Below are 13,605 nucleotides of genomic sequence, written 5' to 3'. Positions count from 1 at the left end.
GGCGGCTTCGCCTTACCCGGCCTACGTTTTAGCAGGATATGTAGGCCCGGTAAGCGTTAGCGCCACCGGGCGTTTTTTTACCGGCGACGCAACAACCTGAGCGCGTTCGCTGTCACCAGCACCGTTGCCCCGGTATCCGCCAGCACCGCCAGCCATAGCCCGGTCATGCCCAGCAGCGTGGTCACCAGGAAAATCCCCTTCAGCCCCAGCGCGATGCCGATGTTCTGACGGATATTGGCCCGCGTCGCCCGCGCAAGATCGATCATCTGCGCCAGCCCGGTCAGGCGGTTGTGGGTCAATGCCGCGTCAGCCGTTTCCAGCGCCACGTCCGTCCCGCTGCCCATCGCAATACCGATGGTGGACGCTTTCATCGCCGGGGCATCGTTAATCCCGTCACCGACCATCGCCAGCGGCGCCTGAGCATTCAGTTCCGTTACCGCGCTGACCTTATCCGCCGGCAGTAATCCGGCTTTAAACTCCAGACCCAGCTCACCCGCAATGGAGGCGGCCGCGCGAGGGTTATCACCGGTGAGAATAACGCCCTGCACGCCCAGCTGATGGAGCGCCGCCACGGCCTCTTTTGCGTCATCGCGCAGGGTATCGCGCAGCGCCAGCATCCCTTTTGCGGTGCCGTCCTGCATCACGGTCACGACAGTTTGTCCGATCTGTTCTAACGCCTCCACCTCTGGAGTAGAAGACTTGCCCGCCGCGACAATCAGTACCTTTTTACCGTCAACGGTGGCCTCAATCCCTGACCCAACCAGCGCCCGCTGGGCGGTTGCCGGAGGGATGTTCAGCCCGCGCGCCTGCGCTTCACGCACAATCGCCTGCGCCAGCGGGTGAGTGGAGCCCTGTTCAACGGCGGCGGCCAGTGTAAGCAACGCATCTTCACTGATGTCCTGCGGATAGACGCCGGTTACCTGCGGCTTGCCGACGGTCAGCGTACCGGTTTTATCAAAGGCGATATGCTGGACCTGGCTCAGCTGCTCCAGCGCCGCGCCGCCCTTAATCAACGCCCCGCGACGTGCCGCAGCCGCCAGCCCGGACGTAATGGCCGCCGGGGTGGAAATCACCAGCGCGCACGGACAGCCGATCAGCAATAGCGTCAGCCCTTTATAAATCCAGCCCTCCCACAGCGCGCCAAAGAACAGCGGTGGGACGACGGTGACCAGCAGGGCCACCAGCATAATGGCGGGCGTGTAGATCCGGCTGAAGCGATCGATAAAGCGTTCGACCGGTGCGCGGCGCTCCTCAGCCTCTTCAATCAGCTTCAGGATACGGTCGATGGCGCTGTCGCCCGGCTCGGAAAGCACGGTGAGCTGCACCAGACGGTCGACGCTGGTGGCACCCGCAGGCACTTTTTCACCCGCGGCGCGCTCTACCGGAATGGATTCGCCGGTCAGGGCGCTTTCATCAAAGCTTGCGGTGGCGGTAAGCAGCGCGCCGTCTGCAGGCAAGCGTCCGCCTGCCGCGACTTCTATCACGTCGCCCGGACGCAGGGTCGTGATGGTGACCGTTTCTCGCGTGCCGTTTACCACGCGCGTGGCGGTTTCCGGCTTCAGCGCCATCAGCGCGCTGACCCCTTTACGCGCCCGGCTGGCTGCCCAGCCCTCAAGGCGTTCACCGATTAAGAACAGCAGTAGCACCATCGCCGCTTCTGCCGTCGCGCCAATAAACAGCGCGCCGATGGCCGCCACGCTCATCAGCGTTTCGATGGCAAACCAGCTGCCGCTTTTCATCAGGCGCAGCGCCTGAAGGGCAATCGGGAACAGACCGACCAGCGTGGTGGCGATAAACGCCAGGTTGCCAAACGGATGGTTAATCTGTTCCAGCCCCCAGCTCAGGGCCATCATGATGATGAGGGTGATGAGCGGCAGGTTTTCCCGCAGGGATGACGTTTTTTCCGCGGGCGCGGCTTCGCTACGCAGGCTGTAACCCGCCTTGCTTACCGCGGCTTCAACCTGTTTGCTGACGTCGTTTTCGGCGTTAACCAGCAGCTTTTCGGTGGCGAACAACACCTGAACGTGGCTGACGCCCGGCACCTGTTTCACCGCATTTTCTACTTTACGGGCGCAGGCGGCGCAGTCCATGCCGTTAACGACCCAGCTGTAGCGGTTGCCGCTTTCGGGCAGCCTTTCCGTTTGCGTTTCGCACGCGCCTTCGCAACAGCAGTCGTCTTGCGGCGGAACCGGACTGAGCTTAAGCGCCGAGAATTGAGGAACTTTTTTGGGTGTTTCTGGAGTCGACATGGCAGTCTCCGGCAATGATAATTTTCTCATTAACCGCAGCATACACTCTGGAGTCGACTCCAGAGTCAAGCGTTATTTAGATATACAGCGAACGCACAATCAGGAAGTGCCCGGCAAAGTAACAGGCGGCGGCAATCGCGTTATCCGCCCGGAAACGGCGGCGATAGTGGCTGCCCAGCCACACGATGTTCCCAATCAGTAGCAGCGCGGCGCCGAAGAATGCGGACATTGCCGGAGCGGTCGGACGGAAGAACCACAGCTCACCTGCCAGCCATACCATCACCAGGGTCATGGCGATAAACGTGCAGACCGGCAAACGCATCTCTTCCAGACGCGACCAGATCACCGCGATCAGAAGGGCGCCAATCACCAGCAGGACCAACGGCAGCGGCCAGAAGAAAGAGAGCGTCATCTGGCTGGCGAAGTAGATGGTATACAGCAGGTGCGACAGGAAAAATGCCCCTACGGCATACAGCAGGCGCTGGCGCGGCAGCAGGGTCAGGGCGTCGCCAATCAGAGAGGCGCACAGCCCGGCGAGCACCAGATAGCTGACGGCGTTGAACATCGGCGCTTGCCAGGCCAGCAGCAACAGGAGCAACAGCGTGACGGGTTTAAACAGCCAGCGCTGCCAGGTGGGACCACGGTACGACGCATCGACATAAAGCCATGCGGAAAAACAGACAGCGATAAATGACCAAAGCATATTAACTCCCTGTATCTGTTAAGTCTGAATAATCAGTTTCTGATCCAGTGTAGTGACGCGGGCGGGCGTTTGGCAATGCCGGGGAAGGCAGGGTATCCTGAATTCCGCATAATCTGATGGGATTGTAGAATGAGCAAGATGCCGCTGTTTTTCATTATCGTGGTGGCGATTATCGTCATTGCCGCCTCGTTCCGCTTCGTGCAGCAGCGCCGCGAGAAGGCGGATAACGATGCCGCATCGCTGATGCAAAAGCGCGTGGTGGTGACGAACAAACGCGAAAAACCGCTTAATGACCGCCGCTCGCGCCAGCAGCAGGTGACGCCTGCGGGCACAACAATGCGCTATGAAGCGAGCTTTAAGCCGGAAACGGGCGGCCTCGAGATGACCTTCCGCCTGGAGGCGCAACAGTACCACCAACTGACGGTGGGAGAGAAAGGAACGCTGAGCTACAAAGGGTCGCGATTCGAGGGGTTCAAGGCGGAATAATGCACGAACGGTTCCCTCTCCCTGTGGGAGAGGGTTAGGGTGAGGGCATCAGGCCGCACCTTACTTCTTCACCTGTGCCTTAAACTTCTTCATCCACACCAGCAGCTCAAACACGCCGAAGATAAACACGCGCAGCTGCTGCCAGCCCGTCATCTGCGGGCCGTCTTTCGGCAGGCCGTTTTTCAGCATCACCATCTGCAGGGCGTGCATGAACGAGGTGAAAATCAGCGCCACGTTAACGAAAATATTCATCGGGCGCGGGAACGGGTGCACCAGGTTGAGCAGCAAAAACGCCCAGACGCCCAGCATCAGTAAGCGTCCCAGATTAATCAGTACCGGCATCGGATCCTCCTTGTGCCTGACGGTGATACAGACGATAAGCAACCTGACCTGCGACTTTTTCACGGTGCAGATCCCAGTGGGCGGGAACCGGCGGTAAACCGTTTTCCACTTCGCTTTCAACGTAAATCAATGCGTCATCCGCCAGCCAGCCGTTTTGCTCCAGCAGGGATAACGTCTCTTCCAGCAACCCCTTGCGGAACGGCGGGTCGACAAACACCACGGTGTGTGGCGTGCCCTTTTGCGCAAGGAAGCTCAGCGTATTGGTATTCACCACTTTCGCGTTGCTCGCCTTCAGCGTCGCCAGATTTTGCTGCAGCGTCTGCGCCACGCCGCGCTCCATTTCCAGCAGCGTGGCGCTGGCAGCATAGCGCGACAGCGCTTCCAGCCCGAGCGCGCCGCTTCCGGCGAAGCAGTCCAGGCAGTGGGCGTCTACCATTGACGGGGCCAGCCAGTTAAACAGCGTCTCGCGCACGCGGTCGGTAGTGGGGCGTAAACCGGGGCTGTCCGGCACCGGTAATTTCCGGCCTCGCCACTGACCGCCGATAATACGAATTTGACCGGCCGGGGCGCGGTTGGGTTTCTTCATCTCAGGAAAGCTCTGTTAACAATTGGCCTGCGATTGCGGGCGGTGATGTCAATTAAGTAAAGTGTTAGACTATTTCATCATTTTTTTAGCTTCCATGTATATAGCGCCGCGAGGAGTGTAGTCGCAGATGGCAAAACAAAAAAAACGTGGCTTCTTTTCCTGGCTGGGCTTCGGTGAAAAAGAGCAAGAAACAGAACAGAAAACCGAAGAACAACATGCCGTTGAAGAGCCGTCGCAGCCTGAAACGCCTGTAGAAACCGCCGCGGTTGTCGAAGCGGAAGAAACGGCGCACAGCAAAGAAGAGATTGAATCCTTTGCTGAAGAGGTGGTTGAGGTCACTGAACAGGTTCAGGAGAGCGAGAAGCCAGAACCGGTTGTCGTAGAAGCCGCTATCGAAGCGCCACAGGCCGCTATCGAACACGAAGAGCTGCCGCTGCCGGAAGAGGTAAAAGCCGAAGAGGTTGCTGCCGAAGAGTGGCAGGTCGAAGCGGAAACCGTTGAAATTGTTGAAGCGGTGGAAGAAGAAGCGGCACTCGAGCCGGAGCTGACCGACGAAGAGCTGGAAGCCCAGGCGCTGGCGGCGGAAGCCGCAGAAGAAGCGGTTATCGTTGTGCCGGTAGAAGAGCAGGCCGAAGAAGAGACCGTTCAGGAGCAGGAAAAACCGACCAAAGAGGGTTTCTTCGCGCGTCTGAAACGCAGCCTGCTTAAAACCAAAGAAAACTTAGGTTCCGGATTTATCAGTCTGTTCCGCGGCAAGAAGATCGACGACGATCTGTTTGAAGAGCTGGAAGAGCAACTGCTGATTGCGGACGTGGGTGTCGAAACCACCCGTAAGATCATCACTAATCTGACCGAAGGGGCGAGCCGCAAACAGCTGCGTGACGCCGAAGCGCTGTACGGCCTGCTGAAAGACGAGATGGGTGAAATTCTCGCAAAAGTTGACGAACCGCTTAATATTGAAGGCAAAACGCCATTTGTTATTCTGATGGTCGGCGTGAACGGCGTGGGTAAAACCACCACCATCGGTAAGCTGGCGCGTCAGTTCGAGCAGCAGGGTAAATCGGTGATGCTGGCGGCGGGCGATACCTTCCGTGCGGCAGCGGTTGAGCAGCTGCAGGTGTGGGGCCAGCGCAACAACATCCCGGTCATTGCTCAGCATACCGGCGCGGATTCCGCTTCCGTGATCTTTGACGCCATCCAGGCGGCGAAAGCGCGCAACGTGGACGTGCTGATTGCCGATACCGCAGGGCGTTTGCAGAATAAATCGCACCTGATGGAAGAGCTGAAGAAAATCGTTCGCGTCATGAAGAAGCTGGACGAAGACGCACCGCATGAAATTATGCTGACCATTGATGCCAGCACCGGACAGAACGCCATCAGCCAGGCAAAACTGTTCCATGAAGCGGTAGGACTGACGGGGATCACGCTGACCAAACTGGACGGCACCGCGAAAGGCGGGGTGATCTTCTCCGTGGCCGACCAGTTCGGCATTCCTATCCGTTACATCGGTGTGGGCGAGCGTATTGAGGATTTACGTCCGTTTAAGGCGGACGACTTTATTGAGGCATTATTTGCCCGAGAGGACTAACAATGATTCGCTTTGAACACGTCAGCAAGGCCTATCTCGGTGGGAGACAAGCGCTGCAGGGGGTCACATTCCACCTGCAGCCGGGCGAGATGGCATTCCTGACCGGCCATTCCGGCGCGGGGAAAAGTACCCTGCTCAAGCTTATCTGTGGGATCGAACGGCCAAGCGCCGGGAAAATCTGGTTCAGCGGCCACGAAATCAGCCGTCTGAAAAACCGTGAAGTGCCGTTTCTGCGTCGTCAGATTGGCATGATTTTCCAGGATCACCACCTGCTGATGGATCGCACCGTTTTCGATAACGTGGCCATTCCGCTGATTATTGCCGGCGCCAGCTATGACGATATCCGCCGCCGCGTCTCTGCGGCGCTGGATAAGGTCGGGCTACTGGACAAAGCGAAGAACTTCCCGATCCAGCTCTCCGGCGGTGAACAGCAGCGCGTGGGTATCGCCCGCGCGGTGGTGAACAAGCCTGCCGTGCTGCTGGCGGATGAACCGACCGGTAACCTGGACGATGCCCTGTCAGAAGGGATTTTGCGTCTGTTTGAGGAGTTTAACCGCGTAGGGGTTACCGTATTGATGGCAACGCACGACATCGGGCTGATTTCCCGTCGTTCGTACCGCATGCTGACCCTGAGCGACGGGCATTTGCACGGAGGCCACGGTGAACAAGCGTGATGCAATAAACCAGATTCGGCAGTTCGGGAACCGGTTTGACCGTTTCCGTAAGCCGCAGGGCGGGGGTGACGGCAATCGTAATGCGCCGAAGCGCCAGAAGGCCGCGCCAAAACCGGCCTCCCGCAAAACCAACGTCTTTAACGAGCAGGTGCGCTACGCGTTCCACGGCGCGCTGCAGGACCTGAAAAGCAAACCGCTGGCGACGTTCCTTACGGTGATGGTGATTGCCATCTCCCTGACGCTGCCAAGCGTCTGCTACATGGTTTACAAGAACGTCAACCAGGCAGCGTCGCAGTATTATCCGTCTCCGCAGATCACGGTCTATCTGGATAAAGCGCTCGACGATAACGCGGCGGCGCAGGTGGTTGGGCAAATTCAGGCCGAGCAGGGCGTGGAGAAGGTCAATTATCTCTCACGTGAAGACGCGCTGGGCGAGTTCAGGAACTGGTCTGGCTTTGGCGGCGCGCTGGATATGCTCGAAGAGAACCCGCTGCCCGCCGTGGCGGTGGTGATCCCGAAGCTGGATTTCCAGGGGACCGATTCGCTTAACACCCTGCGCGATCGCATCACGCGCATTAAGGGTATTGATGAAGTGCGTATGGATGACAGCTGGTTTGCGCGTCTCTCTGCTCTGACCGGGCTGGTAGGCCGCGTCGCGGCGATGATTGGCGTGCTGATGGTGGCGGCGGTCTTCCTCGTCATCGGCAACAGCGTTCGCCTGAGCATCTTCGCCCGTCGCGACACCATCAACGTGCAGAAACTGATTGGTGCGACGGATGGCTTCATCCTCCGACCGTTCCTTTACGGTGGCGCACTGCTCGGTTTTTCCGGCGCATTTCTTTCACTGATATTGTCAGAAATTTTGGTGATGCGGCTTTCCTCTGCCGTGACTGAAGTGGCGCAGGTTTTCGGAACCAAGTTTGATATCAGCGGCTTAGGGTTCGATGAGTGCCTCTTACTGCTGCTGGTGTGTTCGATGATTGGGTGGGTGGCCGCGTGGCTGGCAACCGTTCAACATTTACGTCACTTTACTCCCGACTAATAAAAGCGTGATATAATCTTTCCCTGCACCGAGATGTTCGCTCTGCAGGGAAAGCGTCCCTGTTGTCTCTACCCCTGATATCATCTCCATGTCACATTTTGTGCGTAATTTATTCACTGTTGCACCTGGAACTTGTGGATAAAATCACTGTCTGATAAAAGAGTGAATGCTAATCTCGTTGCTCAAACGCTTTGGCATGGTTGTTGCCTGACGGGGACAACCTGGACCAGAAGAAACACTGAGAGGAATGAATGACCAAAGAAATGCAAACTTTAGCTTTAGCCCCTGTTGGTAACCTGGAATCTTACATCCGGGCTGCGAACACCTGGCCGATGTTAACGGCCGAGGAAGAAAAGGAGCTTGCTGAAAAGCTGCATTACCAGGGCGATCTGGAAGCAGCGAAAAAGCTGATCCTGTCTCACCTGCGCTTTGTTGTTCACATTGCTCGTAATTATGCGGGCTATGGCCTGCCGCAGGCGGACTTGATTCAGGAAGGTAACATCGGTCTGATGAAGGCTGTGCGTCGCTTTAACCCGGAAGTGGGTGTGCGACTCGTCTCCTTCGCCGTACACTGGATCAAAGCAGAAATTCATGAATACGTGCTGCGCAACTGGCGTATCGTGAAAGTCGCCACGACAAAAGCGCAACGCAAACTGTTCTTCAACCTGCGTAAAACCAAGCAGCGTCTGGGCTGGTTCAATCAGGATGAAGTGGAAATGGTGGCGCGCGAGCTGGGCGTATCCAGCAAAGACGTGCGTGAGATGGAATCCCGTATGGCCGCGCAGGACATGACCTTTGATATGTCCTCCGACGACGACGCATCCGACAGCCAGCCAATGGCACCGGTTCTGTATCTGCAGGATAAAACCTCTAACTTTGCTGACGGCATCGAAGAGGATAACTGGGAAGATCAGGCCGCGAACAAGCTGAGCTATGCGATGGAAGGCCTCGACGAGCGTAGCCAGGATATTATCCGCGCCCGCTGGCTGGACGAAGACAACAAGTCCACGCTGCAGGAGCTGGCCGACCGCTACGGCGTCTCTGCAGAACGTGTCCGTCAGCTTGAAAAGAACGCCATGAAAAAACTTCGCGCCGCTATCGAAGCGTAATTACCGCGAAGTACACCGAGAACCCCTGGATGCGAGTCCGGGGGTTTTGTTTTTGTAGGCCGGATAAGGCGTAGCCGCCATCCGGCAAAAGCCCGATGACGCTGCGCTTATCGGGCCTACGGGGTAGCGCTTTTTTTCATTTCTTGCTCTGGCGAATTTCTCCCCCTTGGCAAACACTTACTGATGCGCTAAGCAGGCGACTTTCTCAGGGGGACAGGGTGAAAAACAACGAACTGAACGACCGGCGTTTACAGGCGACGCCGCGTGGCATCGGCGTGATGTGTAACTTCTATGCCGATAAAGCAGAAAACGCCACGGTGTGGGACGTCGAGGGCAATGAGTACATCGACTTCGCCGCCGGTATCGCGGTGCTAAATACCGGCCATCGCCATCCAAAAGTCATTGCCGCCATCGAAAAACAACTCCACGCGTTTACCCATACGGCGTACCAGATTGTGCCGTACGAGGGCTATGTCGCGCTTGCCGAACGCATCAACCAGCGCGTGCCGATTGACGGTCCCGCCAAGACCGCCTTCTTCTCGACGGGCGCAGAAGCGGTGGAAAACGCGGTCAAAATTGCCCGCGCATATACCAAACGCCCCGGCCTTATCACCTTTGGCGGCGCCTTCCATGGCCGCACCTTTATGACCATGGCGCTGACCGGCAAAGTTGCGCCGTACAAGCTCGGCTTTGGACCTTTCCCCGGTTCGGTTTATCACGCGCAGTATCCGAATGAACTGCACGGCGTCAGCACCGCTGAGGCGTTGAAAAGCCTGGAACGCATCTTTAAAGCGGATATCGCACCCGACCAGGTCGCGGCGATTATTCTCGAACCGGTTCAGGGAGAGGGCGGTTTCAACATCGCGCCAGCCGATTTTATGCAGGCGCTACGTGCCCTGTGCGATACCCACGGCATTTTGCTCATTGCCGACGAGGTGCAAAGCGGCTTCGCCCGCACCGGCAAGCTGTTCTCAATGGAACACCACTGCGTGAAACCGGATCTGATCACCATGGCGAAAAGCCTGGCGGGCGGGATGCCGCTCTCGGCGGTGTCGGGACGTGCTGAGGCGATGGATGCGCCCGCGCCGGGCGGGCTGGGTGGCACCTACGCCGGAAACCCGCTGGCGATTGCCGCGGCGCATGCCGTGCTGGACGTGATTGACGAAGAGGATCTCTGCACGCGATCGGCGCATCTGGGCCATCACCTGGTGGAAGTGCTGAACAAAGCGAAGGAACACTGCCCGTATATCGCGGATATTCGCGCCCAGGGCTCAATGGTGGCGGTGGAGTTTAACGACCCGCAAACGGGCCAGCCTTCGCCGGAATTTACCCGCCAGGTGCAGGAGCGGGCGTTGCAGGAAGGGCTGCTTCTTCTGAGCTGCGGCGTCTACGGCAACGTCATTCGTTTCCTGTATCCGCTGACGATTCCCGAAGTGCAGTTCCGTAAAGCGCTGGACATTATCTCCGCCTCGCTGACACGTTAAAGCCATATGCCCGGCGAAAATCCCAGCCGGGCCTGGCATATATTCATTTCAAATTAGCTATTCCAAAATCATAAAAATCGGGTATGTTTTAGCAGAGTATGCTGAAAAAGCGCGAACAGCACACCTATAACTGACATAAAGCGCTGCACAACAACATCACAACAATCGTAATAACCATAATAATGGGGAATCTCAGGATGAACATGAAGGGTAAAGCGTTACTGGCAGGATGTATCGCGTTGGCATTCAGCACCATGGCGCAGGCAGACATTAAAGTGGCTGTGGTTGGCGCCATGTCCGGACCGGTAGCGCAGTACGGCGACCAGGAGTTTACTGGCGCAGAACAGGCGGTTGCAGACATTAATGCCAAAGGTGGTATTAAGGGCGAAAAACTGCAGATCGTAAAATATGATGATGCCTGTGACCCGAAACAGGCGGTCGCGGTCGCGAACAAAGTGGTGAACGACGGGATCAAATACGTTATCGGTCACCTGTGCTCTTCCTCTACCCAGCCGGCGTCTGACATCTACGAAGACGAAGGTATTCTGATGATCACCCCGGCGGCGACCGCACCGGAGCTGACCGCGCGCGGCTACAAGCTGACCCTGCGTACCACCGGTCTGGACTCTGACCAGGGCCCAACCGCGGCGAAATACATCGTTGAAAAAGTGAAGCCGAAGCGCATTGCCATCGTTCATGACAAGCAGCAGTACGGTGAAGGTCTGGCGCGTTCGGTGCAGGACAACCTCAAGAAAGCCAATGCCGACGTGGTGTTCTTCGACGGGATCACCGCCGGTGAGAAAGACTTCTCCACGCTGGTGGCGCGTCTGAAGAAAGAGAATATCGATTTCGTATACTACGGCGGCTACCACCCGGAAATGGGCCAGATCCTGCGCCAGGCGCGCGCAGCGGGTCTGAAAACCCAGTTCATGGGCCCGGAAGGCGTGGCGAACGTTTCTCTGTCTAACATCGCAGGTGAATCCGCTGAAGGCCTGCTGGTGACCAAACCGAAGAACTACGACCAGGTCCCTGCGAACAAACCTATCGTAGATGCCATCAAGGCGAAGAAACAGGATCCAAGCGGCGCGTTCGTCTGGACCACCTATGCGGCGCTGCAGTCTCTGCAGGCAGGCCTGAACCAGTCAGCCGATCCGGCTGAGATTGCCACCTGGCTGAAAGCCAACACGGTGGAAACCGTGATGGGGCCGCTCTCCTGGGACGCAAAAGGCGATCTGAAGGGATTTGAGTTCGGCGTGTTTGACTGGCATGCCAATGGCACGGCGACAGACGCAAAATAAACGCAAAAAGGCAACGCTAGTTGCCTTTTTTAATGTTTTCTCCCTCTCCCTGTGGGAGAGGGCCGGGGTGAGGGCATCAGGCCGCACCCATCAACTCTGGCGCTTCTCCCACCCGCTCTCCTGCGCCGTAAACCCTAACGCCTGCATAAACGCTGCCATCACGCCGCGGTCTTCCACGCCCACGTCGGCCATCCACCATGAGTTTACGTTCGGGTTTTCGCGGATCACTTCTTCAATTAAATACTGTCCCACGCCGCGACGACGGGTGACGTCACGTACGCGCAGCGAGTCCAGCGCCCCTTCTGTACCGCTCAGGGTGACGCGAACCGCTGCCAGCAGGCGCTCGTTAAAACGCGCGGCATAAATGCGATGGGTCTCATCCACGCGTAGCGACGAAGGAGAATATTCCGGCCAGATCTTGCCCAGGTCGATATGATCCTGGTCGCTAAAGGTCACCAGACGCACGATAGTCAGTTTCATTAGCTACTTGTCCAAATCAAATTGAGTAGAGGCAGTGTACTCAATTTATTCACTCAGGGGCTTCCTCTTTTTATTCTCATTCGCCAGGTGATTAGTTTTTTGGCAACGCGTTGGGCAGTTTGAAAACACATGGATCGAAAAATACGCAGAATTTTAACCTGATGGGTAGTGATTTATTCGGCGCTTTGTACCGTTATTTTATGCTGCAAACTGCACTTTTAGTTGTTTATCTCTGCCTGATTTCAGAATATTATCTTTGCTTAATAGCCTGAAAAATAGAGATTTTAGTCTGGTTTTTGACAAAAACATGCGCTAAACCATTAAAGGCACTGGTAAAAATAGCGTTGTTCATTAAAAGTACAGAATGCTTTTTAACCATAATAAAACAAAATATAAACACGACATCACGAATGGGGATTCAGAGATGAAAAGGAACGCGAAGACGTTAATCGCGGGGATGGTCGCACTGTCGATCTCGCATGCCGCCATGGCGGAGGACATTAAAGTTGCGGTAGTGGGTGCGATGTCCGGCCCTGTCGCCCAGTGGGGTGACATGGAGTTCAATGGTGCGCGCCAGGCCATCAAAGACATCAACGCTAAGGGCGGCATCAAAGGCGACAAGCTGGTGGGCGTAGAATATGACGACGCCTGCGATCCGAAACAGGCCGTCGCGGTCGCTAACAAAATCGTCAACGATGGCATCCAGTATGTGATCGGCCACCTGTGTTCATCCTCCACCCAGCCTGCGTCTGATATCTACGAAGACGAAGGCATTCTGATGATCACCCCGGGCGCCACCAACCCGGAGCTGACTCAGCGCGGCTACCAGCACATTATGCGTACCGCCGGTCTGGACTCCTCTCAGGGGCCAACCGCCGCCAAATACATCCTTGAAACCGTCAAGCCGCAGCGTATCGCCATTATTCATGACAAGCAGCAGTACGGTGAAGGCCTGGCGCGCTCCGTTCAGGACGGCCTGAAAAAAGGCGGCGCAAACATCGTCTTCTTCGACGGGATTACCGCCGGTGAGAAAGACTTCTCCGCGCTGATCGCTCGTCTGCAAAAAGAGAATATCGACTTTGTTTACTACGGCGGCTACTACCCGGAGATGGGGCAGATGCTGCGTCAGGCGCGCGCCACCGGTCTGAAGACCCAGTTTATGGGGCCAGAGGGTGTGGGCAATGCCTCTCTGTCCAACATCGCCGGGGATTCTGCCGAAGGCATGCTGGTGACGATGCCAAAACGCTATGACCAGGATCCGGCCAACAAGGCTATCGTGGATGCGCTCAAGGCGCAGAAGAAAGATCCGAGTGGTCCGTACGTCTGGATCACCTACGCCGCCGTGCAGTCTCTGGCCACCGCGCTGGATCGTACCGGCAGCAAAGAACCGCTGGATCTGGTGAAAGATTTAAAAGCACACGGGGCGAACACCGTGATTGGGCCGCTGAACTGGGATGAGAAAGGCGATCTGAAGGGATTTGAGTTTGGTGTCTTTAAGTGGCACGCCGACGGGTCATCCTCGGCCGCCAAATAATTATCCCACCGCCCGGACCGCCGGGCGGGT

At 56.9% G+C, this 13,605-nt stretch carries 13 protein-coding genes; 8 read left to right on the top strand and 5 right to left on the bottom strand.

Features of this window, described 5'->3' with window-relative positions; translation table 11 throughout:
- Positions 1–77 precede the first annotated feature (77 nt).
- Together zntA and CWR52_RS11145 are read right to left on the bottom strand one after the other, a co-directional pair.
- Positions 78–2,249: a Zn(II)/Cd(II)/Pb(II) translocating P-type ATPase ZntA gene (zntA, locus tag CWR52_RS11150; protein WP_104949673.1), complete on the bottom strand. Its 2,172-nt coding sequence runs from the start codon at positions 2,247–2,249 to the stop codon at positions 78–80.
- Between the two features lie 76 nt (positions 2,250–2,325).
- On the bottom strand, positions 2,326–2,952 hold the full coding sequence (locus CWR52_RS11145; protein ID WP_045909154.1) for a lysoplasmalogenase: 627 nt from the start codon (positions 2,950–2,952) through the stop codon (positions 2,326–2,328).
- Positions 2,953–3,081: 129 nt separating this feature from the next.
- On the opposite strand from CWR52_RS11145, the gene CWR52_RS11140 reads away from it, so the two are divergent.
- Positions 3,082–3,438: a DUF2500 domain-containing protein gene (locus tag CWR52_RS11140; protein ID WP_104949672.1), complete on the top strand. Its 357-nt coding sequence runs from the start codon at positions 3,082–3,084 to the stop codon at positions 3,436–3,438.
- Between the two features lie 60 nt (positions 3,439–3,498).
- Here the strand turns inward: CWR52_RS11140 and CWR52_RS11135 are convergent, their stop codons facing one another.
- On the bottom strand, positions 3,499–3,780 hold the full coding sequence (locus CWR52_RS11135; protein ID WP_008500088.1) for a DUF1145 family protein: 282 nt from the start codon (positions 3,778–3,780) through the stop codon (positions 3,499–3,501).
- A complete protein-coding gene (rsmD, locus tag CWR52_RS11130; RefSeq protein ID WP_104949671.1) occupies positions 3,764–4,366 on the bottom strand; it encodes a 16S rRNA (guanine(966)-N(2))-methyltransferase in 603 nt (200 codons plus the stop codon). The genes CWR52_RS11135 and rsmD overlap by 17 nt, the downstream gene beginning before the upstream one ends.
- A gap of 127 nt (positions 4,367–4,493) precedes the next feature.
- Here rsmD and ftsY point away from each other — a divergent pair, with 127 nt between their 5' ends.
- The 6 genes from ftsY (at position 4,494) to livJ (ending at position 11,561) form a co-directional block, all read left to right on the top strand.
- The gene (ftsY, locus tag CWR52_RS11125; protein ID WP_104949670.1) at positions 4,494–5,954 is read left to right on the top strand and encodes a signal recognition particle-docking protein FtsY; all 1,461 of its coding nucleotides are present in this window, start codon (positions 4,494–4,496) and stop codon (positions 5,952–5,954) included.
- Between the two features lie 2 nt (positions 5,955–5,956).
- Positions 5,957–6,628 (top strand): cell division ATP-binding protein FtsE, encoded by a 672-nt coding sequence (gene ftsE / locus CWR52_RS11120; protein WP_013099140.1) that lies wholly within the window; start codon positions 5,957–5,959, stop codon positions 6,626–6,628.
- Positions 6,615–7,670: a permease-like cell division protein FtsX gene (gene ftsX, locus CWR52_RS11115; RefSeq protein WP_045909157.1), complete on the top strand. Its 1,056-nt coding sequence runs from the start codon at positions 6,615–6,617 to the stop codon at positions 7,668–7,670. The genes ftsE and ftsX overlap by 14 nt, the downstream gene beginning before the upstream one ends.
- Before the next feature lie 251 nt (positions 7,671–7,921).
- A complete protein-coding gene (gene rpoH / locus CWR52_RS11110; RefSeq protein ID WP_008500093.1) occupies positions 7,922–8,779 on the top strand; it encodes an RNA polymerase sigma factor RpoH in 858 nt (285 codons plus the stop codon).
- A 218-nt stretch (positions 8,780–8,997) separates the two neighbouring features.
- Positions 8,998–10,263, top strand: a complete 1,266-nt coding sequence (locus tag CWR52_RS11105; RefSeq protein WP_104949669.1) for a 4-aminobutyrate--2-oxoglutarate transaminase — start codon at positions 8,998–9,000, stop codon at positions 10,261–10,263.
- A 197-nt stretch (positions 10,264–10,460) separates the two neighbouring features.
- Positions 10,461–11,561 carry a branched chain amino acid ABC transporter substrate-binding protein LivJ gene (gene livJ, locus CWR52_RS11100; RefSeq protein WP_072163886.1) on the top strand — a complete coding sequence of 367 codons (1,101 nt, stop codon included), beginning with the start codon at positions 10,461–10,463 and terminating at the stop codon, positions 11,559–11,561.
- Between the two features lie 90 nt (positions 11,562–11,651).
- On the opposite strand, the gene panM is transcribed toward livJ, so the two are convergent.
- Positions 11,652–12,041, bottom strand: a complete 390-nt coding sequence (gene panM, locus CWR52_RS11095) for an aspartate 1-decarboxylase autocleavage activator PanM (protein ID WP_104949668.1) — start codon at positions 12,039–12,041, stop codon at positions 11,652–11,654.
- A gap of 424 nt (positions 12,042–12,465) precedes the next feature.
- Here panM and livK point away from each other — a divergent pair, with 424 nt between their 5' ends.
- A complete protein-coding gene (gene livK / locus CWR52_RS11085; RefSeq protein WP_008500098.1) occupies positions 12,466–13,575 on the top strand; it encodes a high-affinity branched-chain amino acid ABC transporter substrate-binding protein LivK in 1,110 nt (369 codons plus the stop codon).
- The last annotated feature ends 30 nt before the right edge of the window (positions 13,576–13,605 follow it).

This window comes from Enterobacter sp. SGAir0187 (genome assembly GCF_002952735.2).
GTDB lineage: Bacteria > Pseudomonadota > Gammaproteobacteria > Enterobacterales > Enterobacteriaceae > Enterobacter > Enterobacter quasiroggenkampii.
This window is presented reverse-complemented; position numbering and strand designations above follow the sequence as displayed.

What these genes read in the sequence shown, in the direction of transcription:
- zntA (WP_104949673.1), bottom strand. Translation starts at nt 2,249, where the DNA reads ATGTCGACTCCAGAAACACCCAAAAAAGTTCCTCAATTCTCGGCGCTT.
- CWR52_RS11145 (WP_045909154.1), bottom strand. Translation starts at nt 2,952, where the DNA reads ATGCTTTGGTCATTTATCGCTGTCTGTTTTTCCGCATGGCTTTATGTC.
- CWR52_RS11140 (WP_104949672.1), top strand. Translation starts at nt 3,082, where the DNA reads ATGAGCAAGATGCCGCTGTTTTTCATTATCGTGGTGGCGATTATCGTC.
- CWR52_RS11135 (WP_008500088.1), bottom strand. Translation starts at nt 3,780, where the DNA reads ATGCCGGTACTGATTAATCTGGGACGCTTACTGATGCTGGGCGTCTGG.
- rsmD (WP_104949671.1), bottom strand. Translation starts at nt 4,366, where the DNA reads ATGAAGAAACCCAACCGCGCCCCGGCCGGTCAAATTCGTATTATCGGC.
- ftsY (WP_104949670.1), top strand. Translation starts at nt 4,494, where the DNA reads ATGGCAAAACAAAAAAAACGTGGCTTCTTTTCCTGGCTGGGCTTCGGT.
- ftsE (WP_013099140.1), top strand. Translation starts at nt 5,957, where the DNA reads ATGATTCGCTTTGAACACGTCAGCAAGGCCTATCTCGGTGGGAGACAA.
- rpoH (WP_008500093.1), top strand. Translation starts at nt 7,922, where the DNA reads ATGACCAAAGAAATGCAAACTTTAGCTTTAGCCCCTGTTGGTAACCTG.
- livJ (WP_072163886.1), top strand. Translation starts at nt 10,461, where the DNA reads ATGAACATGAAGGGTAAAGCGTTACTGGCAGGATGTATCGCGTTGGCA.
- panM (WP_104949668.1), bottom strand. Translation starts at nt 12,041, where the DNA reads ATGAAACTGACTATCGTGCGTCTGGTGACCTTTAGCGACCAGGATCAT.
- livK (WP_008500098.1), top strand. Translation starts at nt 12,466, where the DNA reads ATGAAAAGGAACGCGAAGACGTTAATCGCGGGGATGGTCGCACTGTCG.